Here is a 20,726-nt window from a genome sequence, read left to right as displayed (position 1 = left end):
GCTTATTCCGCCGCCTGCTTGAAGCCGCTCTTGGCCAGTGCCGAGCATTCCGCCATCACGGCCGATGCCCGCGCGATCGGGTTGGTCAGGTAGAAATCCGTCACCGGCGACGTAAAGGTGCCCTTGTTCAGCCGCCCGCCGAGCTTCGCCACCCCAGCGATGTCCTCGGCATTGCCGGCCGCGACCTGGTCGATACGGGCCAGATGCGGGTATTCGCCATAGAGCTTGGCGCGCAGTTGCGGCAGCGAATCGAACGGCAGTTTCTTGCCCAGCACATCCGACAGTGCCCGCAGGATCGCCCAGTCCTCGCGCGCCTCGCCCGGCGCGAAGCCGGCGCGGTTGGTCTGCTGCACACGCCCTTCGGTGTTGACATAGGTGGCCGACTTTTCCGTGTAGGCGGCCGCCGGCAGGATGACATTGGCGCGGTGCGCGCCCTGATCGCCATGCGTGCCGATATAGACGACGAAGGCGCCGCCGGTCTTGGCCATGTCGATCTCGTCGGCGCCGAGCAGGAACAGCAGCTCCATTTCGCCCAGCATGCCGGCAACGTTTCTGCCGCCCTCGCCCGGCACGAAGCCGAGATCGAGACCGCCGACGCGCCCGGCCGCATTGTGCAGCACGGCAAAGCCGTTCCAATCCGCGCGGGCAGCGTTGACGGCGGCGGCGAGCTTGGCCGCCTGACCGAGCACGGCCGCGCCATCGGCGCGCGCCAGCGCGCCCTGGCCGACGATGATCAGCGGATGCGTCGCCTTCTTCAGCACCTGGAAGAACTTGCCATTGCCGTCAGCCAAATCCTTCAGCGAATCCGGTCCGGCGCCCAGCTGTTCGTAGTCGTAGCGTGTGTCGCCGACATCGCCGATGACGCCAACCGGCAGATTGCCGGTCCGCCAGCGCTTGCGGATACGGGCGTTGAGCACCGAGGCTTCATAGCGCGGGTTGGCGCCGATGATCAGCACCGCATCGGCCTGCTCGATGCCTTCGATGGTCGGGTTGAAGATGTAGCTCGCACGGCCGAGCGCCGGGTCGAGTGCGGCGCCATCCTGGCGGCAATCCGTATTCTTCGAGCCGAGCGAAGCCATCAGCAGCTTGAGCGCATAGGTTTCCTCGACGGCGGCGAGATCGCCCGCGATAGCGCCGATCTTTTCGGGCGCCGTCTTCGACACCGCGTCCTTGATCGCGGCGAAGGCCTCGGCCCAGCTGGCGGCAACCAGCCTGCCGTCCTTGCGCACATAGGGGCGGTCGAGACGCTGCGTGCGCAGGCCGTCCCAGATGAAGCGGGTCTTGTCGGAGATCCACTCCTCGTTCACCGCCTCGTTGACGCGCGGCAGGATCCGCATCACTTCGCGGCCCCGGCTATCGACGCGAATCGCCGAGCCGACCGCATCCATCACGTCGATGGATTCGGTCTTGGTCAGCTCCCACGGTCGCGCCTGGAAGGCGAATGGCTTCGAGGTCAGCGCGCCGACCGGGCAAAGGTCGATGACATTGCCCTGCAGCTCCGAGGTCATCGCCTGTTCGAGATAGGTGGTGATCTCTGCATCCTCGCCACGGCCGATCAGGCCCAGTTCGGAAATGCCGGCGACTTCGGTGGTGAAGCGGACGCAGCGCGTGCAGTGGATGCAGCGATTCATCACCGTCTTGACCAGCGGTCCGATGTATTTGTCTTCGACCGCGCGCTTGTTCTCGTGATAGCGCGAGGAATCGACGCCGAAGGCCATCGCCTGGTCCTGCAGGTCGCATTCGCCGCCCTGATCGCAGATCGGGCAATCCAGCGGATGGTTGATCAGCAGGAACTCCATCACGCCTTCCCTGGCCTTCTTGACCATCGGCGTGTTGGTGAAGATTTCCGGCGCCTCGCCATTCGGCCCGGGACGCAGATCGCGCACGTTCATGGCGCAGGAGGCCTGGGGCTTGGGCGGCCCGCCCTTCACCTCGATCAGGCACATGCGGCAATTGCCGGCGATCGACAGCCGCTCATGGAAGCAGAAGCGCGGCACTTCCGCGCCAGCGTCTTCAGCCGCCTGCAGCAGCGTGTAGTGGTCGGGTACAGTGATCTCTTTCCCGTCGACCTTGAGCTTTGCCATTCGCCTCAAACCCCTGCGGAGTTCCCGCAATCTCTTTTTCCGGACGCGGTCGAGACCACGTCGGGCACTTCATTCACTTCTTGACGGCGAGCGCCGCCGCTTGGGCTGTCCAATCGTCGCGGCCGATCCGGCCGCCGAGCGACAGATAGTCCTCGACCCAGGCAACCTCTTGCGGCGTCCATGCCGCGATCTGGGCATACGTCCAGATGCCGAGGCCGTTGAGAACCTTTTCCAGCTTCGGCCCGATGCCCGAGATGGCCTTGAGATCCGCCGGTTTGGCCGGCTTCTCCATGGCGTTGGGCTGCCTGAAATCCTCGGGCATCAGCGCATCGCCGGCGCCGCCCGCAGCCGGAGCGGCATTCGCGGCCGGCACGGCAGTGGCGGCTTCCTTGGCGGCAATATCGGTGACCTCCCGGGCGAAGGACTGCGCCTCGGCAATCATGCTTTTCGCCGTCGCCCGTGCCTTGGTGGAGGAAGGACTTGGATCTTCGAACTGCGCGACGCGCGCCTCGAAATCATCGACGATCGGCTGCAGCAGCCGCTGCCAGGCTTCTGCGGCACCTGAAAGCGCACCCAGCCAGACGCCGAAAGCATGGTTGGCGAGCCCGAGGCCAAGCGCCGACATCGCCGCCGCACCCGCCACAGGATGCACGAAAAGGTTGACGGCGCTGGCCATCTCCTTCGGCATCATCCTGGTCAAGTCCTGGTTCATCTTCTCGATCTGGTCCAAATTGGGCATCAGCGGGTTCGAATACGGCGCCATAGAGTTCTCCTGGTCGTTTCTTCGTTCGCCCCGCCCTTCGCTGCGGACTTTCATCCGCATAAAACGTTATTCTATTCCGCCGCCACCATCACAGGCTCCGCCCGGTGCGCATTGCGCGAAAACTCGTCGATGCGCCGCTCCACTTCGCCGCGGAAATGCCGCATCAGGCCCTGGATCGGCCATGCCGCCGCGTCGCCCAGCGCGCAGATCGTGTGGCCCTCGATCTGCTTGGTGACGTCGAGCAGCATATCGATCTCGCGCTTCTGCGCCTCGCCGCGCACCAGCCGTTCCATCACCCGCCACATCCAGCCGGTGCCTTCGCGGCATGGCGTGCACTGGCCGCAGCTCTCGTGCTTGTAGAAGTAGGAAAGCCGCGCAATCGCTTTCACGACATCGGTCGACTTGTCCATGACGATGACAGCCGCGGTTCCAAGGCCGGATTTGAGGTCGCGCAAGGCGTCGAAATCCATCGGCGCGTCGATGATCTGCTCGGCCGGCACCAGCGGCACCGAGGCGCCACCCGGTATGACCGCCAAAAGATTGTCCCAGCCGCCGCGAATGCCGCCGCAATGCGTCTCGATGAGCTCGCGGAACGGGATCGACATCGCCTCCTCGACCGTGCACGGATTGTTGACGTGGCCGGAGATGCAAAACAGCTTGGTGCCGACATTGTTGGGCCGGCCGAAGGACGAGAACCAGGCCGCACCGCGGCGCAGGATGGTCGGCGCAACCGCGATCGATTCGACATTGTTGACCGTGGTCGGGCAGCCATAGAGGCCGACATTGGCAGGGAATGGCGGCTTCAGCCGGGGCTGGCCCTTCTTGCCTTCGAGGCTTTCGAGGAGCGCTGTCTCCTCGCCACAGATATAGGCGCCGGCGCCGTGGTGCATGTAGATGTCGAAATCGTAGCCGGACGTGTTGTTCTTGCCGATCAGCTTGGCCTCGTAGGCCTCCTCGATCGCGCGCTGCAGCGCCTCGCGCTCGCGGATGAACTCACCGCGCACATAGATGTAGGCGGCAATCGCGCCCATGGCGAAACCGGCAAGCAGCGCGCCCTCGACCAGCGTGTGCGGGTCGTTGCGCAGGATGTCGCGGTCCTTGCAGGTGCCGGGCTCGGATTCGTCGGCGTTGATGACGAGATAGCTCGGCCGGCCGTCGCTCTGCTTGGGCATGAACGACCATTTGAGCCCGGTCGGGAAGCCTGCGCCGCCGCGACCGCGCAGGCCCGACGCCTTCATCTCGTTGACGATCCACTCGCGCCCCTTGGCAACGATGCCGGGCGTGTTGTCCCAGGCGCCGCGTGCCATCGCGCCGGCCAGCGACTTGTCGAACAGGCCGTAGATATTGGTGAAGATGCGGTCTTTATCCCCGAGCATTTTTCGTCCCTCAGACCGGCTTCTTGCCGAAGACGCGGATGTATTCGGCCACGCCACCCTTGGCGAGCACCTTGGCCTGCTTGACCCAGTCGTCGCGATCGATGCGGCCCTGGAAAGAGAGATAGCCATCCACCCACTCGCGTTCGGCCTTCTTCCACGACGCGACCTGCGCGAAGGTAAAAATGCCCAGCGTATGCAGGATGCCCTCGATCTTGGGGCCGACGCCGGAGATCAGCTTTAGGTCATCGACCTGTACCGGTTTATCGATGCCGGCCGGACGGTTCTTGTCCTCGAGCGACGGTTTGGCCGGCTTGGCTGCCGGTACCTTGACCTCCGGCGCCTTGAAGGCGGATGCCGGCTCGGCCTTGGTTATTGGACCGTTGCGCTGCTTGGAAACCTGCTCGACCTTGGAGTCTGCCTTGTTGGCATTGGCGGCCGAATGCAGTGGGGCGGCAACGCTCGCCGCCTTTTCAACCGTCGGCGCGACCTTGGTTTTTGAAGGCGTCTTCAATGCCGGGCTGGTTTCAGGGGCGTCGGTCTTCGGCTTGCTGGTGTTGGACGGCGCGACAGGGGCCGCAGCCGGTGCCGGCACGGGCCCTGCGATGATCGCGTCGGGCGCCGCCCTGGCGGCCCTGGCCGCTTCCCTGGCTTCCCTTTCACGGGTCGACTTGAGGATCGCCTTTTCGCTCTTCAGCGTGGTGAGGCCGGAGGCCGGCTCCGAGCCGGTACGGCCGTTCTGCGGCCCCGGTTCCACCGAAGCACCCTTGCCGGCGTCATAGAGATCGATGATTTCAGCCAGGCGTTCCGGCGTCAGATCCTCGAACGTGTCCTTGAAGATCATGACCATCGGCGCGTTGACGCAGGCGCCAAGGCATTCGACCTCTTCCCAGGACAAGGTGCCTTTGTCGTTGGCGTGGAACTGGTCGTGATGGATCCTGGAGCGGCAGACATCCATCAGCGCTTCCGAACCGCGCAGCATGCAGGGCGTGGTGCCGCAGACCTGGATATGCGCACGCGTGCCGACCGGATTCAGCTGGTACTGCGTGTAGAAGGTCGCGACCTCGAGCCCGCGGATACGCGGCATGCCGAGCATGTCGGAGATCGTCTCGATCGCCGCCTTCGTCACCCAGCCTTCCTGCTCCTGTGCGATCATCAGCAGCGGGATGATGGCCGACTGCTCACGGCCCTTCGGATATTTCTTGATCCATTGCTTCGCAGCCGCGGCATTCGCCCGGTTGAAGGCGAAGGATGCTGGCTGGGCGCTGGCTTCTGCGAGACGGCGGACTGACATTTAGCGATCGACCTCACCAAACACGATGTCGAGGGAGCCGAGAACGGCGGTGACGTCGGCCAGCATGTGGCCGCGGCAGAGGAAATCCATCGCCTGCAGATGCGCGAAACCCGGCGCGCGCAGCTTGCAGCGGTAGGGCTTGTTGGAGCCGTCGGAAACCAGATAGACGCCGAATTCGCCCTTCGGCGCTTCGACGGCGGCATAGACCTCGCCGGCGGGTACACGATAACCCTCGGTGTAGAGCTTGAAGTGATGGATCAGCGCTTCCATCGAGCGCTTCATCGCCTGGCGCTTGGGCGGCACCACCTTGCCGTCGAGGTTCGACACCGGGCCGGCGCTTTCCTTGCCGAGCAGGAGATCGACGCACTGGCGCATGATCTTCGCCGACTGGCGCATTTCTTCCATGCGCACGAGGTAGCGGTCGAAACAGTCGCCGTTCTTGCCGATCGGAATGTCGAAATCCATTTCCGAATAGCATTCATAGGGCTGCGACTTGCGCAGGTCCCAGGCTGCACCCGAGCCACGCACCATCACGCCCGAAAAACCCCAGGCCCAGGCATCCGCCAGCGAGACGATGCCGATATCGACATTGCGCTGCTTGAAGATGCGGTTGCCGGTCAGCAACTGATCGAGGTCGTCGATCGACTTCAGGAACGGGTCGATCCACTTGCCGATGTCCTCGACCAGATTCTGCGGCAGGTCCTGATGGACGCCGCCGGGACGGAAATAGGCGGCATGCATGCGCGAACCGGAGGCGCGCTCATAGAACACCATCAGCTTTTCGCGCTCGACGAAGCCCCACAGCGGCGGCGTCAGCGCGCCGACGTCCATAGCCTGCGTCGTCACATTGAGGATGTGCGACATGATGCGGCCGATTTCGCAATAGAGCACGCGGATCAGCTGCCCGCGCTTCGGCACTTCGATGCCGAGCAGGCGCTCGGCGGCGAGCGCGAAGGCGTGCTCTTGGTTCATCGGCGCGCAATAGTCGAGCCGATCGAGATAAGGGATCGCCTGCAAATAGGTTTTGGCTTCGATCAGCTTTTCGGTACCGCGATGCAAGAGCCCGATATGCGGATCGACGCGATCGACGACTTCGCCGTCCAGCTCCAGCACAAGGCGCAAAACGCCGTGCGCCGCAGGGTGTTGCGGGCCGAAATTGATGTTGAAGTTGCGGACCGAGGTTTCAGCCATTTACTGCTTTGCCTTCTCGTCACCCGGCAGCACGTAATCCGTACCTTCCCACGGGGACAAAAAATCGAAATTGCGGAATTCCTGCTTGAGCTCGACCGGCTCATAGATGACGCGCTTGGCCTCGTCGTCGTACCGCACCTCGACGAATCCGGTCAGCGGGAAATCCTTGCGTAGCGGATGGCCTTCGAAACCGTAGTCGGTCAGCAGGCGACGCAGATCGGGATGGCCCGAAAACAGCACGCCGTAGAGATCGTAGGTCTCGCGCTCGAACCAGTCGGCGCCGGGGAACACGCCGGTGATCGACGGCACCATGGTTTCCTCGTCGGCCTGCACCTTGACGCGGATGCGCACATTCTGCTTCGGCGACAACAGATGATAGACGACGTCGAAGCGCTTGGCCCGCGACGGATAGTCGGCGCCGCAGACGTCGATGATCGAGATGAACTGGCAGCGCGCATCGTCGCGCAGGAAGGTCATCACCTCGACCAGATCGCGCGGCTCGACGTGAACGGTAAGCTCGCCATAGGCAAGCACCCCGTCACTGAAGCGGCCAGGCAGCTTCTCGCCGAGATAGGTCGACAGTTCGCTCAGGGATGCGGTCATGGATTTACCGTTCGATCGTGCCGGTGCGGCGGATTTTCTTCTGCAGCAGAAGAATGCCGTACAGCAACGCTTCGGCGCTCGGCGGACAGCCGGGCACATAGATGTCGACCGGCACGATGCGGTCGCAGCCGCGCACCACCGAATAGGAATAATGGTAGTAGCCGCCGCCATTGGCGCAGGAGCCCATCGAGATGACGTAGCGCGGTTCCGGCATCTGGTCGTAGACCTTGCGCAGCGCCGGCGCCATCTTGTTGGTCAGCGTGCCGGCGACGATCATGATGTCGGACTGGCGCGGGGACGCACGCGGCGCGACGCCGAACCGCTCCGAATCATAGCGTGGCATCGAGGTGTGGATCATCTCGACCGCGCAGCAAGCGAGGCCGAACGTCATGAACATCAGCGACCCGCTGCGCGCCCAGGTGATGAGCGCCTCGGTCGAAGTGACCAAAAAGCCCTTGTCGGCCAACTCATTGTTGATCTCGAGGAAGAAGGGATCGTCCTCCCCCACCGGCCTGCCGGTGTTGGGATCGATAATACCCTTGGGCTTCGGCGCGACGAGGGTGCCTGAACTGTCGTTCAATCCCATTCCAGCGCTCCTTTTTTCCATTCATAGGCAAAGCCGATGGTCAGCACCGCCAAAAACACCATCATCGACCAGAAACCGAGCATGCCGATCTTCGAAAACGACACCGCCCACGGAAACAGGAAGGCCACTTCCAGGTCGAAGATGATGAACAGGATCGACACCAGGTAGAAACGGATGTCGAACTTCATGCGCGCGTCGTCGAACGAGTTGAAACCGCACTCGTAGGCGGAAAGCTTTTCGGGATCGGGATTGCGATAGGCCACCAGGAAGGGTGCGGCCAGCAACGCCAGGCCGACAACCAGCGCCACGCCTATGAACAGGACGATGGGCAGGTATGAGCTCAAGAGTGCGTTCATGCTCGGCTTTCCGTTGGCGCCAATCCACTTTGATTACAGCACCGGACCCTAATGCGGAAGCGTGACAGTTTAACCGCTGAACCGTTTTAAGGGCCTATGCTGCAACGCGGCGAGGGTTAGCGCAGCACTTCCAGCGAAGCAAGTCAAACCTTGTTCAAAACACCGACCTGGACGGCATATCGCGGCAAACTGGTCCGATCCGCTCCTGTTTGATTTCCTTCGCTTTTTACTCCACTTTTCTCTCCTGACATGGATGCCGCCAAAACCCTGCTAGCATGGGTTGGAATCAGCCATTCGACCCTCGGTCAAAACACTTCAAAGTGATGCCTGCATGAAGGAAAAGATCTCGCTCCCCACGGCCCGTCGCATCGCGCTTGCCGCCCAGGGGTTTCTCGATCCCCGCCCGACCGGCACGCCTGACCGCCGACATTTTGCCCGCACCCTCTCCCGCACCGGCCTGCTGCAGATCGATTCCGTCAGCGCGGTGGTGCGCGCTCATTATATGCCGCTCTATTCGCGCCTTGGCCCCTACCCGTTCTCGCTGCTCGACAACGCGGCCGTGACGCGCAAGCGCACGGTTTTCGAATACTGGGGGCACGAGGCCTCCTTCCTGCCGGTCGAGACATACCCGCTGATGCGCTGGCGCATGCAGCGCGCCGAGCGCGGCGACGAAATGTATCTGGGCCTCGCCAAATGGGGCCGCGAGCACGCCGCCTACATCGAAGAGATCTACCGCCAGGTCGCCGAGCGCGGCCCGATCGCCGCTTCCGCGCTCGAAGGCCAGAAAGGCTCGGGCGGCTGGTGGGGCTGGAGCCATGCCAAGCACGCCTTCGAATGGCTGTTCTGGGCCGGGCGCATCACCACGGCGCACCGCCGCGGTTTCGAGCGCTTCTATGACCTGCCCGAACGCGTGCTGCCGCAGGCGATCCTCGATCTGCCGGTACCGGCAGCCGAGGACGCGCACCGCGAATTGCTGCGCATTTCTGCCCGCGCCCACGGCGTGGCGACTTCAGGCGACCTGCGCGACTATTTCCGCCTGTCGCCGGCCGACATGAAGGGCCGGCTGGAGGAACTGGTTGAAACGGGCGAGCTGCTGCCGGTGCGTGTCGAAGGTTGGGACAAGCCGGCCTATCTTCATAAAGACGCCCGCCTGCCGCGCAAAGTCGAGGCCCGCGCCCTGCTGGCGCCGTTCGATCCGGTCGTCTTCGAGCGGTCGCGCACCGAGCGGCTGTTCGATTTCCACTACCGCATCGAGATCTACACGCCGGCCGACAAGCGGCAATATGGCTATTATGTCCTGCCGTTCCTGCTCGGCGACAGGATCGTGGCACGCGTCGACCTCAAGGCCGACCGTCCGGCCAGCATACTGCGCGTCCATGCGGCCTATGCGGAGCCCGGTGCACCGCCTGAAACCGCTGCAGAGCTGTTCGAGGAATTGAAGCAGATGCAGGGCTGGCTCGGACTCGAACGCATCGAAGTGACGCCTGCCGGGGATTTGGGTCCGGCGCTGCTGAGCGTGATCAGCGACGGGCGCTCTTGACATCAGCCGTCGGCTGCAGCCGTTTGAGGGAGTTTTGTCGGCCTAGGTTCAATGATGGCATCGCAAGAGGTTCTCGACCTGATCCACGAAGCGTTGATTGCGCATGGGATCAGCGCCATCCGTGGACAGAACGATGTCTGGATTGGACTGGAAGACCTGCGCTTTGAAGCCCAAGTTTTCGACAAGGAGCCGTCAGGCTCGGGTCGCAGGCTTGTTCTCGAAATCTACGTCTTCTCACCGTTGCTAGGCACTCAGCCGGTCATCGAATCTTTTGTTGGACTGGGCGACACGCGTGAACAGGCGATTTTCCAAGCATTCGGAAAATTCCTGATCGGTGTATTTCATGTGCTGATCGAGGGCCTTGCGGAGCATGTTTGCGAGAACATGCAAGCCGAGATTGCATTCTGGCAACGGAATGATGCTGGCTGGAAGATCTACGGTGGACCTGTGATCACACAGGCTGCAGTGGAATGCACTCTCAACCGGACATATCCAGCGTTTTATGCCCGCTTGGAAAAACTGTTCACGGCTAAGGTTCGCCCTGGCAGTCATTTCATCCGGATATTCCTGGCGAGCTATGGCGGAGCACTGGTCGGCAACGAAATTCTCCTGGACAACGAAACTTGGCCGGAAGGTCAAGAGCTCCTCGTTGATCAGGACTGGCACCACGGCGACGGGTACCAGGCGCTGCGTCAGGTCATCCTTGCGTTGCCGGGAGATAACAATTGAGCCAACGTACACAGGCTAGCGGATAAACAATGGATATCAAAGCCAGGCTGACCCAAGAGGTGCAGGAGTGCCTCGATAGGATTTCGTCCTTTTCATGGGACGTACATGCGCAGGCAATCCGAAAACGCTACCCTAGACCTGCTGGAGACACATTTGGCTTCAAAGTTGATGGCATTTACTTCGATGTGGGTGACAGCGCCGGATGGCTGGACCGGCAAGATGGAGATATCCTTCTGACGGCTTTCGTTACAGCTTTTCCTGATCCCAACAACGAAGATGGCATTCGCGAAGAGCGGTCAGTGGTAGTGAAGCGTCCCCGCCCCTGATTTCAGATTGCCCCTGCGTTGCGTTGACACCGCTGCCCGCAAAAGCCTAAATCCGGTTCAGATGGTCTCTTGCCCGCAACGGCAAGAGCTAAGAGGGAATGCGGTGCGGGGCAAAATCCCAAATCCGCGGCTGTCCCCGCAACTGTAAGCGAAGAGCCAAGGCCGAAAGCCACTGGGGAGTTCCCGGGAAGGCGGCTACCAAGGCGATGACCCGCGAGCCAGGAGACCTGCCGTCTGCGACTTTAGAATCCGATCGCCCGGCGGGTTTCCGGGCAAGGAGCCCGATCTTGGACCACGACAGCAGTTTTTCGGCTGGCACAGCGGATATTTCGTCCGGCCATGATGATGCCTTGGCCGGCGTCACCATCATCGTCTGCGCCTCCTGCCGCGATGAGACCGGCGCCGACGCTCATCCCCGCGCCGGCGAATTGCTGGCGGACGACACGCGCCGCGCCGCATCCGGCGACGACATCCGCATCCGCAGCGTCGAATGCCTCGGCAATTGCAAGCGCCGCCTCAGCGCCGCCATCCTGCGCGACGGGTGCTGGAGCTATGTCTTCGGCGACCTGACCACGACCAGCGGCGCCGACCTCGTGACAGGCGCCAAGCTCTTCGCCACCTCGAAGGACGGCCTGATTCCATGGCGCGGCCGCCCCGATAGCCTGAAGCGTGGCCTCGTTGCCCGCATCCCTCCCTTAGACCTGCTGAAGGATTGACCATGACTGCCCCAGATTCGCCTGCGAACCTCTCCCGCGTTCCCTGCACCGTCGTCACCGGCTTCCTCGGCGCCGGCAAGACGACGCTGGTCCGCCATCTCCTGGAAAACGCCGGCGGCAAGCGCATTGCCATCATTGTCAACGAATTCGGCGACATCGGCATCGATGGCGAGATCCTCAAGGGCTGCGGCATAGACACCTGCCCGGAGGAAAACATCGTCGAACTGGCCAATGGCTGCATCTGCTGCACCGTCGCCGACGATTTCGTCCCGGCGCTCGACAAGATCCTCGCGCTGACGCCGAGGGTCGACCACATCCTGATCGAGACTTCGGGCCTGGCGCTGCCCAAGCCGCTGGTCCAGGCGTTTCAATGGCCGAGCGTAAAGAGCCGCGTCACAGTCGACGGCGTCATCGCCGTGGTCGACGGGCCGGCATTGGCCGAAGGCCGCGTCGCCAACGACATGGATGCTTTGCAGGCGCAGCGCGCCGGGGACGAGACGCTCGACCATGACGATCCGGTGGAAGAAGTGTTCGAGGATCAGATCGCCTGCGCCGACCTGATCATCCTGTCGAAAAGCGACCTGATGGACGCCGCCGGCACCGCCCGCGCCAACGCCATCATTGGCGAACACTCCGCCCGCGCCGTGAAGATCGTGCCGACGTCGCATGGCAAGGTCGATCCCTCCGTGCTGCTCGGGCTCGGTCTCGCCGTCGAGGACGACATCGAAAACCGCAAGTCCCACCATGACGGCGCATTCGACCACGAACATGACGACTTCGACACGTTCATTGTCGACATTGCCTCGATCGCCAATCCCGATGAACTGGCAAAGCGTGTCGCCACAGTCGCCGAAGAAGAAAACGTGCTGCGTGTAAAAGGCTTCGTCGAGGTCGGTGGCAAGCCGATGCGGCTCTTGCTGCAGGCCGTCGGGCCGCGCGTCAATCATTACTATGACCGCGCCTGGACCGCGCAGGACGACCGCCGCTCGCGTCTCGTCGTCATCGGCCTGAAGGGGCTGAACCGCCCGGCGATCGAGCGTATACTCGCCGGCTGATCTCGGACACGGGTTGCGATGCACATCCTCACCACGACATCCGCCTCGCTCGACGACCTCGCCGAGCCGGTCGATCTGCGGCAGACGCCGGCGGATATCGTGGCCCTGTCCTTCACCGACAGCGACCTCGCCGGACTGGCGGCAGCCTGGAAGGCCGATGCCGGCCGCCTGCCCTCGATGCGGCTGGCTGCCCTGCGTGACCTGCGCCATCCCATGTCCGTCGACCTCTGGGTCGACAGCGTCACCCGCCACGCCAAGGTCATCCTCGTGCGCCTCCTCGGCGGCTACGACTGGTGGCGCTACGGCTGCGACCAGCTTGCCTCGACCGCTCGCGCACACGGCATAAAGCTGGCGCTGCTGCCCGGCGAATGCCGCGACGAGGATCTGCGCCTGATCGAAGCCTCGACGCTGCCGCGCCAGGAGCTCGATGGCCTGCTCGACTATTTCCGCGAGGGCGGCCCGGCGAATATGAGCGCGCTGGTGCGGAGGCTGGCGCGACTGGCTGGATCGGATGCGGACGTAGCAGAGCCGGTTCCAGTGCCGAAAGCCGGGTTTTATGAGCCAGGACTTGGGGTCGTTGGTGATCCTTCACACCCCCCTCTGTCCTGCCGGACATCTCCCCCGCAAGGGGGGAGATCGGACTTCATCAAAGCCGGCTCTTTTCCCGTTTCATTAGAAGCTGACGCGTCCGCAACCTCGACAATTGGCGAAATCTCCAATGACAGCGCAATCTCCCCCCTTGCGGGGGAGATGTCCGGCAGGACAGAGGGGGGTGTGAAGGAACTCGACGCTGACAACGTCAACGCTCCTATCATCCCCATCCTGTTCTATCGCTCGATGCTATTGGCCGCCGATGTCGCGCCCATCGATGCGCTTTTCGAAGCGCTCCGCCAGCGCGGCATCAAGCCGGTTCCCATCTTCGTCTCCAGCCTCAAGGACCCCGCATCCCTGGCCTTCGTGGAAACAGCACTCGCCTCGCTGAAACCCGCCGCCATCATCACCGCGACCGCTTTCGCGTCCGGCGCCGAACCCGGCAATGAGACCCTGTTCGACCGCGCCGGCATGCCGGTCTTCCAGGTCATCGTCGCCACCACCCGCCACGATGTCTGGGAGACCAACCAGCGCGGCCTGGCGCCCGCCGACCTTGCCATGCATGTCGTGCTGCCCGAACTCGACGGCCGCATCCTGGCCGGCGCCATTTCCTTTAAGGGTGAGAGCGAGACCGATCCAGCACTTGGCCACCGCGCCTTTGCCAACCGGCCGGAACCGGATCGTGTGGCGCAAGTGGCTGACCGCGTCGCGGCCTTTATCAAGTTGCAAGAGACGCCCCGCGCCGAGCGCAAGCTAGCCATCCTGATCCCGGATTATCCCAGTGCCCCCGGCCGCACCGGCTACGCCGTGGGTTTGGATGTCCCGTCCAGCGTGCTGGCCATGCTGCAGGACCTCAGCGAACAGGGCTATGTCGTTGAGGGGATTCCGCAAACGCCGCGTGAGTTGCTGGCGCGACTGGGCCAGGGCGGGCATGGCTTGGCCTTGAGGGATTATGTGGAGTTCTCGAAGGCACTGCCGTCTGCAGCAATTGCTGCCGTAGATGCAGCTTGGAAGGCTGAATATGAGATAGGTTTGTGCGAGGCACCCCCCTCTGTCCTGCCGGACATCTCCCCCGCAAGGAGGGAGATCGGCAGTTCCGCCATCGGCGCTCATTCTGCGACGTTCGTAGCTGGCGAAAGCGGCAATGAGAGCTCAATCTCCCCCCTTGCGGGGGAGATGTCCGGCAGGACAGAGGGGGGTGCTCAAGCGCCAACCGCCGCCCACTTCCCCTTCCGCGCCGCCACCTTCGGCAACATCACCGTAGCCCTCGCCCCAGACCGCGGCCGCTCCGTCGACCGCCGCGCCGACTACCACGACCCGACGCTGCCGCCGCGCCATGCGCTGATCGCCTTCGGCCTGTGGCTGCGCAAGTCGCTCGGCGTCCACGCGCTTGTCCATGTCGGCGCGCATGGCACGCTGGAGTGGCTGCCGGGCAAGACCGTTGCGCTTTCGGAGAACTGCTTTCCCGAGATCGTCACCGGCGCCTTGCCCGTCATCTATCCCTTCATCGTCTCCAACCCAGGCGAAGCGGCGCAGGCCAAGCGCCGCATCGCCGCCGTCACCCTTGGCCACCTGCCGCCGCCACTGACCGATGCCGAGCTGGACGAGAACCAGCACAAGCTGGAACGGTTGGTCGACGAATACGCCCAGGCCGACGGGCTCGACCGCCGCCGCCGCGACCGCCTTGCCAAGCTGATCGTCGAGACGGCGCAGAAGACCGGCCTCGCTTCCGAAGCCGGCGTCGCCACGACCGACGCGCCCGACGAAGCGTTGCGCCGCATCGACGCCTGGCTCTGCGACCTCAAGGATTTTGCCATCAAGGACGGGCTGCATATCTATGGCCGCGCCCCTGAGGACGAGCCCGACGCCATGCGGCGCCAGAGTGCGGCAGCCGAGAAGGCGGCGCTGCTCGCCGCACTCGATGGCCGCCACGTCAAGGCCGGCCCGGCCGGCGCGCCCGCGCGGGGTCGCTCGGACGTTCTGCCCACCGGCCGCAACCTGTTCACCTCGGACCCGCGCACCATGCCGACGCCGACCGCCTATGATCTGGGCAAGGCAGCGGCGGAGGAAGTGGTGCGCGGCTACATGCAATCGCATGGCGACTGGCCGCGCTCGCTGGTCATCGATCTCTGGGGCTCGGCCTCACTGCGCACCGGCGGCGAGGAGATCGCGCAAGGATTGGCGCTGATGGGCTGCCGGCCGCAATGGGATTCGGCGACCGGCCGCATCACCGGCATCGAGGTATTGTCGCCGGCCACGCTCGGAAGGCCACGCGTCGATGTCACCTGGCGCATATCAGGCCTGTTCCGCGATATGTTCCCGACCCAGATCGCACTGATCGATGCCGCCGCCAACGCGGTAGCCGCCCGCGACGAGGACGATACGGAAAACCCGCTCGCGGCCAAAACCCGTGCCGACGGCAAGCTCAGCCCGCGCATCTTCGGCACCTCGCCCGGTACCTATGGCGCCGGCGTCGAGGATGTCTTGTCCTCCGGCAACTGGGCCGCGCGCGAAGAAATCGGCCGCGCCTATCTCGACGCCACCTCGCACGCCTATGGCGGCGCAGAAGGAGAAGGCATCTCGGTGCCCGGCGCCTTCGAAGGCCGCATCGCCGAAGCCGATCTTCTCGTCCACACCGGCGACGACCCCGGCCGCGATATCCTCGAGGGCTCCGCCGACGTCGCCTTCATTGGCGGGTTTTCGGCGGCCTTGGCAACCCTGGGCAGGCATGCCGACGTCATCGTGCTCGACACCACCGATCCGCAAAGGCCGAAGCCCCGCTCGGTAGGCGAAGCGGTATCGCGGGTGGTGCGCGCCCGCGCCGTCAATCCACGCTTCATTGCAGGCCAGATGCGCCACGGCCCACGCGGCGCCTCCGAATTTGCCGAAACCGTCGACCGGCTGGTCGGCTTTGCCGAAACCACACACGCCATTTCGGGAACGCTGATCGAGGCGGTTCATGACGCCTATCTCGGCGATCCCATGGTTCGCGCCTTCATCCTGCGCGAGAACCCCGCCGCCGCGAAAGTCATCGCCGAACGCTTCCTGTCGGCGCGCCGGCGTGGCCTCTGGCATCCCCTGCGCAATTCCATCGACGACGATCTCGCCGCCCTGATTGCCGAAGCAGAAGCGCTTGGGGTGGCGGCATGAACGCCTTCTCGCGTCGCGGCGCCTGCCCGGCCTTGTCGGCCCCGATGCAAACCGGTGACGGGCTTTTGGTGCGGCTCAACCCGGTTGCTGGAGGATTGTCGCCGAAGCTTTTGATCGGGTTAGCCGAATCCGCCTTGCGGCATGGCAACGGCATCATGGAAGTCACCGCGCGCGGCAGTCTGCAGATACGCGGGCTGACCACGGACAGCGCGGCGCTGCTGGCGGCGGAGGTCGATGCGCTTGATATCGCGGTGCGCACCGGCGTGCCGGTCGAGACCGGGCCGCTGGCCGGCATCGACCCGCAAGAGATTGCCGATCCCCAGCCGCTGGCCGAGCGGATCAGGGCGGCGATTGACGAGGCTGGATTAGCGCCGAGGCTGGGGCCGAAGGTTTCCGTGATTGTCGATGGCGGCGAGCAGTTGACCATGGATGCGGTGACGGCCGATGTGCGGCTGAAGGCGGTGCGGGCCAGCGCTGGCGTGCTGTGGGCTGTGTCTGTTTCAGGTGACGGCCAAAGCGCGAGGCCGCTTGCGACGGTCGATGACGATGTAGCGCGCGATATTGCCGTTGCGGTGCTCAGGATGATTGCCGAGAAGAGTCGGGAGGCGCATGCGAGGGATTTGACGGAGCGCCAATTGGTCTCTCTCGCAGGTTGGCACTCCGTCACACCCCCCTCTGTCCTGCCGGACATCTCCCCCGCAAGGGGGGAGATCGGCAGTTCCGACGCCGGCTCTCGTCCTGCAACATCGGCCGTGGACGTGACGTCGGCAATTGGCGAAAGCGCCGATGACGGCTCAATCTCCCCCCTTGCGGGGGAGATGTCCGGCAGGACAGAGGGGGGTGTGCAGGATCGCCGACCTATCGGTCTTTTCTCTTTATCGACCGACCACGCCCTCGGCATCGCCCTCCCCTACGGCAGCATGCCGGCGGACAAAATCATCTCTCTCGCCCAGAGTGCCCTCACCCTCGGCACCACCGAAATCCGCCTCGCCCCCGGCCGTGCCCTGCTTTTCCTTGGTCAACCAACCGCCGCCAACCAAACCCTTCAGCACACCGCCGCCACCCTCGGCTTCGTCACCGCCCCCACCGACCCGCGCACGCGCATCGCCGCCTGCCCGGGCACACCAGCCTGCGCCTCCGGCCGCATCGCCACGCGCGACATTGCCGAGACGATTGCCGCTGAAAATGCCGACATCCTCGACTTCACCCTGCACGTTTCCGGCTGCGCCAAGGGTTGCGCCCACCCCGGCTCGGCGGCGCTGACGATTGTCGGCGGCGAAAACGGAGCCGGACTTGTCGTGAACGCGACGGCAAAGGGCCTTCCTGCCGGCTACAGGCCGGGCTATGACGCCGCGCGCGGCATTGGCCGCGTGGCGGCAATGATCCGCAGCGCACGATATCAAGGCGAAACCGCCGCCGCTTGCCTGACAAGGCTCGGGCCGGTGGCAATCGCCGAGGCTTACCGACAGGCCCAAACTGAAAAACGGAAATGAGCATGGCCGCCTACGACTATATCCATGACGGCACGGCGATCTACGAGCGCTCCTTCGCCATCATCCGCGCCGAGGCCGATCTGTCGCGCTTCTCCGAAGCCGAGGCCGATGTCGCCATCCGCATGATCCATGCCTGCGGCCAGGTCGAAGCCGCCAGTCATTTCGTCTTCTCCACCGATTTCGTTGCCGCCGCGCGCACCGCTTTGGCGGCTGGCGCGCCGATCTTCTGCGACGCGGAAATGGTCTCGCATGGCGTCACCCGCGCCAGGCTGCCAGCCGGCAACGAGGTGATCTGCACCTTGCGCGATCCGCGCACGCACGACATCGCTGGGCAAATCGGCAACACCCGTTCGGCCGCCGCGATCGACCTTTGGGGCGAACGCTTGGCGGGGTCGGTGGTCGCCATCGGCAATGCGCCGACCGCGCTGTTCTATCTATTGGAAAAACTGCGCGACGGCGCGCCGAAACCGGCGGCCATCATCGGCATGCCGGTCGGCTTCGTCGGCGCTGCGGAATCCAAGGACGCGCTGGCCGAGAATTCCTATGGCGTTCCCTACGCCATCGTGCGCGGCCGGCTCGGTGGCAGCGCCATGACCGCCGCCGCGCTCAATTCATTGGCGAGGCCGGGCCTGTGAACGCCTTTCTCAAAGGCCGTCTCATCGGCGTCGGCACCGGTCCCGGCGACCCCGAACTGCTGACGCTAAAAGCCGCGCGCGTCTTGGCGGAAGCCGATGTCGTGGCCTATTTCGCCAAGCGCGGCAACAACAGCAACGCGCGTGCCATTGTCGAAGCGCAGTTCCGGCCCGAAATGACGGAATTGCCGCTGCTCTATCCCGTCACCACCGAAATCGACAAGGACCACGACGACTACCGGTCGCAGATCACGGCTTTCTATGAGGAGTCGGCCGAGAGGGTCGCCGAGCACCTCGAAGCCGGCAGGATGGTTGCCGTGCTGTCCGAGGGCGATCCGCTTTTCTACGGCTCCTACATGCATCTGCATGTCCGGCTCGCTCATCGCTTCCCGACCGAAGTCATTCCCGGAATCACCGCCATGTCCGGCTGCTGGTCGCAGACTGGTGTTCCGATCGTCCAGGGCGACGACGTGCTGACGGTGCTGCCCGGCACGATGAGCGAATTCGAGTTGACGCGCAGGCTGGCCGACACCGATGCCGCCGTCATCATGAAGGTCGGCCGCAACCTGCCCAAGATCAGACGAGCGCTGGAAGCTACGGCCAAACTGTCGCGCGCCGTCTATGTCGAGCGCGGCACCATGGCCGGCAGCGTCTCCATGAAGCTTGCCGACAAGCAGGATGACAAGGCGCCCTATTTCGCCATCGTGCTGGTCGCCGGCTGGTCCGGCCGGCCTGGCGTCTTGGGAGCGCAGGCATGAGCGGTCGTCTCACCGTCATCGGCCTTGGCCCCGGCAATGCCCATCAGGTCACCCCGGAAGCCAGCCGCGCCGTCGCCGAGGCCAAATTCTTTTACGGCTACAAACCCTATCTCGACCGGCTGGAGCTGCGCCCGGATCAGACCCGCGTCGCTTCCGACAATCGCGAGGAACTCGCCCGCTCCAAGGACGCCTTGATCAAGGCGGCCGAAGGCCACGATGTCGCCGTCGTCTCTGGTGGCGATCCCGGCGTGTTCGCCATGGCTGCGGCCGTTTGCGAAGCGATCGAGGCCGGCCCGGCCGAATGGCGCGCGGTCGACATCGCCGTCGTGCCCGGCATCACCGCAATGCTCGCGGTCGCCGCCCGAATCGGCGCGCCGCTGGGCCATGATTTCTGCGCCATCTCGCTGTCCGACAATCTCAAGCCCTGGGAGCTGATCGAACTGCGCCTGCTGGCGGCGGCCGGCGCCGGCTTCGTAATCGCACTCTACAATCCCATCAGCAAGGCGCGCCCCTGGCAGCTCGGCCGCGCCTTCGAATGCCTGGCCGCGATTCTGCCCGGCACCACGCCGGTGATTTTCGGCCGCGCCGCCGGCCGCCCGGACGAGCGCATCGAGGTCACTCTGCTGGCCGATGTCGAGGCTGAAAAGGCCGACATGGCGACCTGCATCATCATCGGCTCGCCGGAAACAAGGATCATCAAGCGCGCGGAGAAGCCGGCGCTGGTCTACACGCCGCGTTCGTCCACGGGACGGACAAAATGATCGATCATCGCGGCGAGTTGTTCGACGGTTTCAGCCGAAGCAACATCCGGCAAAGCCGGCCTGCGGATCATGACCAGCTCAATCCCAAGCGCCCGCGCCGCAACGATCTTGCCATAAGTCGCCGCGCCGCCGCTGTTCTTGGACACGATGACATCGATGCGATACTTTTCGAGCAGCGCGCGTTCCTCCGCCTCACGAAACGGGCCACGGGCCAGAAGATAGCTCGCATCCGGCACGGCAAGCTTGGGCTCGATCGCGTCGACGCTGCGGACGAGATAATGATGCTGGGGCGCAGCTTCGAAAGCAGCGACCTCTTGCCGGCCCAGCGCCAGGAAAACACGGCGCGGCGCCGGTCCAAGCGCTCGCGCGGCATCGCCGGATGTATTGACCTCAGTCCAGCGGTCGCCTTCGACAGGCTCCCAGCCGGGGCGTCGCAGGGCAAGGATCGGCAAACTGGCAATGCGCGCCGCTTGCGCGGCATTGGCGGAGATTTGCACCGCATAGGGATGCGTGGCGTCGATCAGCAGGTCGGTGCCCGTCTCCCGCAGATAGGCGGCCAGCCCATCGGCACCGCCAAAGCCTCCGCTTCGCACCGGCACGCCTTGCGCGACCGGGCTTTCAGTGCGGCCAGCCAGCGACAGCGTGACCGAGGCTCGCGCCGCCAGTTTCCCGGCCAGTTGCCGGGCTTCGGTGGTGCCGCCGAGGATCAGAATGCGGTGGGTCAT

The 20,726-nt window shown here is 64.3% G+C and carries 19 protein-coding genes and 1 riboswitch; of the genes, 10 read left to right on the top strand and 9 right to left on the bottom strand.

The features are described 5' to 3' along the window. Positions 1–2: 2 nt before the first annotated feature. From nuoG to NKI99_RS25025, 8 genes are all read right to left on the bottom strand, one after another. Positions 3–2,084 (bottom strand): NADH-quinone oxidoreductase subunit NuoG, encoded by a 2,082-nt coding sequence (nuoG, locus tag NKI99_RS25060; protein WP_352612437.1) that lies wholly within the window; start codon positions 2,082–2,084, stop codon positions 3–5. A gap of 73 nt (positions 2,085–2,157) precedes the next feature. After that, entirely contained in the window at positions 2,158–2,847 is a 690-nt protein-coding gene (locus tag NKI99_RS25055) for a helix-hairpin-helix domain-containing protein (RefSeq protein WP_352612435.1), read from the bottom strand. 71 nt (positions 2,848–2,918) lie between these two features. Beyond that, positions 2,919–4,223: an NADH-quinone oxidoreductase subunit NuoF gene (gene nuoF, locus NKI99_RS25050; protein ID WP_023812385.1), complete on the bottom strand. Its 1,305-nt coding sequence runs from the start codon at positions 4,221–4,223 to the stop codon at positions 2,919–2,921. Between the two features lie 10 nt (positions 4,224–4,233). Then, positions 4,234–5,514, bottom strand: coding sequence for an NADH-quinone oxidoreductase subunit E (locus NKI99_RS25045; protein WP_352612434.1), 1,281 nt, complete (start codon positions 5,512–5,514; stop codon positions 4,234–4,236). Next, positions 5,515–6,705 carry an NADH-quinone oxidoreductase subunit D gene (locus NKI99_RS25040; RefSeq protein WP_352612432.1) on the bottom strand — a complete coding sequence of 397 codons (1,191 nt, stop codon included), beginning with the start codon at positions 6,703–6,705 and terminating at the stop codon, positions 5,515–5,517. Then, on the bottom strand, positions 6,706–7,308 hold the full coding sequence (locus tag NKI99_RS25035) for an NADH-quinone oxidoreductase subunit C (protein ID WP_127293230.1): 603 nt from the start codon (positions 7,306–7,308) through the stop codon (positions 6,706–6,708). Between the two features lie 4 nt (positions 7,309–7,312). Continuing rightward, on the bottom strand, positions 7,313–7,894 hold the full coding sequence (locus tag NKI99_RS25030) for a NuoB/complex I 20 kDa subunit family protein (protein WP_013531090.1): 582 nt from the start codon (positions 7,892–7,894) through the stop codon (positions 7,313–7,315). Further along, on the bottom strand, positions 7,885–8,250 hold the full coding sequence (locus NKI99_RS25025) for an NADH-quinone oxidoreductase subunit A (RefSeq protein ID WP_010910112.1): 366 nt from the start codon (positions 8,248–8,250) through the stop codon (positions 7,885–7,887). The genes NKI99_RS25030 and NKI99_RS25025 overlap by 10 nt, the downstream gene beginning before the upstream one ends. A gap of 331 nt (positions 8,251–8,581) precedes the next feature. Here NKI99_RS25025 and NKI99_RS25020 point away from each other — a divergent pair, with 331 nt between their 5' ends. The 10 genes from NKI99_RS25020 to NKI99_RS24975 all read left to right on the top strand — a co-directional run bounded on the left by NKI99_RS25020 (position 8,582) and on the right by NKI99_RS24975 (position 20,001). Next, positions 8,582–9,790, top strand: a complete 1,209-nt coding sequence (locus tag NKI99_RS25020; protein WP_352612430.1) for a winged helix-turn-helix domain-containing protein — start codon at positions 8,582–8,584, stop codon at positions 9,788–9,790. A 51-nt stretch (positions 9,791–9,841) separates the two neighbouring features. Then, positions 9,842–10,519 carry a DUF6348 family protein gene (locus tag NKI99_RS25015; RefSeq protein WP_352612428.1) on the top strand — a complete coding sequence of 226 codons (678 nt, stop codon included), beginning with the start codon at positions 9,842–9,844 and terminating at the stop codon, positions 10,517–10,519. 29 nt (positions 10,520–10,548) lie between these two features. Beyond that, entirely contained in the window at positions 10,549–10,845 is a 297-nt protein-coding gene (locus tag NKI99_RS25010; RefSeq protein ID WP_352612427.1) for a hypothetical protein, read from the top strand. A gap of 45 nt (positions 10,846–10,890) precedes the next feature. Then, positions 10,891–11,094: riboswitch (cobalamin riboswitch) on the top strand. Between the two features lie 38 nt (positions 11,095–11,132). Beyond that, positions 11,133–11,561, top strand: a complete 429-nt coding sequence (locus tag NKI99_RS25005; protein ID WP_352439823.1) for a DUF1636 family protein — start codon at positions 11,133–11,135, stop codon at positions 11,559–11,561. Between the two features lie 2 nt (positions 11,562–11,563). Next, complete coding sequence (gene cobW, locus NKI99_RS25000; protein ID WP_352612425.1) at positions 11,564–12,616, top strand: cobalamin biosynthesis protein CobW; 1,053 nt, start codon at positions 11,564–11,566, stop codon at positions 12,614–12,616. Positions 12,617–12,634: 18 nt separating this feature from the next. Next, complete coding sequence (locus NKI99_RS24995; RefSeq protein ID WP_352612423.1) at positions 12,635–16,357, top strand: cobaltochelatase subunit CobN; 3,723 nt, start codon at positions 12,635–12,637, stop codon at positions 16,355–16,357. Further along, positions 16,354–17,850, top strand: a complete 1,497-nt coding sequence (cobG, locus tag NKI99_RS24990) for a precorrin-3B synthase (protein ID WP_352612421.1) — start codon at positions 16,354–16,356, stop codon at positions 17,848–17,850. Before NKI99_RS24995 ends, cobG begins: the two co-directional genes overlap by 4 nt. Before the next feature lie 2 nt (positions 17,851–17,852). Next, positions 17,853–18,485, top strand: a complete 633-nt coding sequence (locus tag NKI99_RS24985; RefSeq protein ID WP_128304427.1) for a precorrin-8X methylmutase — start codon at positions 17,853–17,855, stop codon at positions 18,483–18,485. Beyond that, on the top strand, positions 18,482–19,240 hold the full coding sequence (locus tag NKI99_RS24980; protein ID WP_352612419.1) for a precorrin-2 C(20)-methyltransferase: 759 nt from the start codon (positions 18,482–18,484) through the stop codon (positions 19,238–19,240). Before NKI99_RS24985 ends, NKI99_RS24980 begins: the two co-directional genes overlap by 4 nt. After that, complete coding sequence (locus NKI99_RS24975; protein ID WP_023812398.1) at positions 19,237–20,001, top strand: precorrin-3B C(17)-methyltransferase; 765 nt, start codon at positions 19,237–19,239, stop codon at positions 19,999–20,001. The genes NKI99_RS24980 and NKI99_RS24975 overlap by 4 nt, the downstream gene beginning before the upstream one ends. On the opposite strand, the gene NKI99_RS24970 is transcribed toward NKI99_RS24975, so the two are convergent. Continuing rightward, positions 19,965–20,726, bottom strand: a complete 762-nt coding sequence (locus tag NKI99_RS24970; protein WP_023812399.1) for a cobalt-precorrin-6A reductase — start codon at positions 20,724–20,726, stop codon at positions 19,965–19,967. The genes NKI99_RS24975 and NKI99_RS24970 overlap by 37 nt on opposite strands.

It is taken from the genome of Mesorhizobium sp. M0239, from assembly GCF_040321815.1.
Taxonomy (GTDB): domain Bacteria; phylum Pseudomonadota; class Alphaproteobacteria; order Rhizobiales; family Rhizobiaceae; genus Mesorhizobium.
This window is presented reverse-complemented; position numbering and strand designations above follow the sequence as displayed.

Bases quoted from the DNA above. Each gene is read 5' to 3' on its own strand.
- nuoG (WP_352612437.1), bottom strand. From the start codon at position 2,084: ATGGCAAAGCTCAAGGTCGACGGGAAAGAGATCACTGTACCCGACCAC.
- NKI99_RS25055 (WP_352612435.1), bottom strand. From the start codon at position 2,847: ATGGCGCCGTATTCGAACCCGCTGATGCCCAATTTGGACCAGATCGAG.
- nuoF (WP_023812385.1), bottom strand. From the start codon at position 4,223: ATGCTCGGGGATAAAGACCGCATCTTCACCAATATCTACGGCCTGTTC.
- NKI99_RS25045 (WP_352612434.1), bottom strand. From the start codon at position 5,514: ATGTCAGTCCGCCGTCTCGCAGAAGCCAGCGCCCAGCCAGCATCCTTC.
- NKI99_RS25040 (WP_352612432.1), bottom strand. From the start codon at position 6,705: ATGGCTGAAACCTCGGTCCGCAACTTCAACATCAATTTCGGCCCGCAA.
- NKI99_RS25035 (WP_127293230.1), bottom strand. From the start codon at position 7,308: ATGACCGCATCCCTGAGCGAACTGTCGACCTATCTCGGCGAGAAGCTG.
- NKI99_RS25030 (WP_013531090.1), bottom strand. From the start codon at position 7,894: ATGGGATTGAACGACAGTTCAGGCACCCTCGTCGCGCCGAAGCCCAAG.
- NKI99_RS25025 (WP_010910112.1), bottom strand. From the start codon at position 8,250: ATGAACGCACTCTTGAGCTCATACCTGCCCATCGTCCTGTTCATAGGC.
- NKI99_RS25020 (WP_352612430.1), top strand. From the start codon at position 8,582: ATGAAGGAAAAGATCTCGCTCCCCACGGCCCGTCGCATCGCGCTTGCC.
- NKI99_RS25015 (WP_352612428.1), top strand. From the start codon at position 9,842: ATGATGGCATCGCAAGAGGTTCTCGACCTGATCCACGAAGCGTTGATT.
- NKI99_RS25010 (WP_352612427.1), top strand. From the start codon at position 10,549: ATGGATATCAAAGCCAGGCTGACCCAAGAGGTGCAGGAGTGCCTCGAT.
- cobW (WP_352612425.1), top strand. From the start codon at position 11,564: ATGACTGCCCCAGATTCGCCTGCGAACCTCTCCCGCGTTCCCTGCACC.
- NKI99_RS24995 (WP_352612423.1), top strand. From the start codon at position 12,635: ATGCACATCCTCACCACGACATCCGCCTCGCTCGACGACCTCGCCGAG.
- cobG (WP_352612421.1), top strand. From the start codon at position 16,354: ATGAACGCCTTCTCGCGTCGCGGCGCCTGCCCGGCCTTGTCGGCCCCG.
- NKI99_RS24985 (WP_128304427.1), top strand. From the start codon at position 17,853: ATGGCCGCCTACGACTATATCCATGACGGCACGGCGATCTACGAGCGC.
- NKI99_RS24975 (WP_023812398.1), top strand. From the start codon at position 19,237: ATGAGCGGTCGTCTCACCGTCATCGGCCTTGGCCCCGGCAATGCCCAT.
- NKI99_RS24970 (WP_023812399.1), bottom strand. From the start codon at position 20,726: ATGACCCACCGCATTCTGATCCTCGGCGGCACCACCGAAGCCCGGCAA.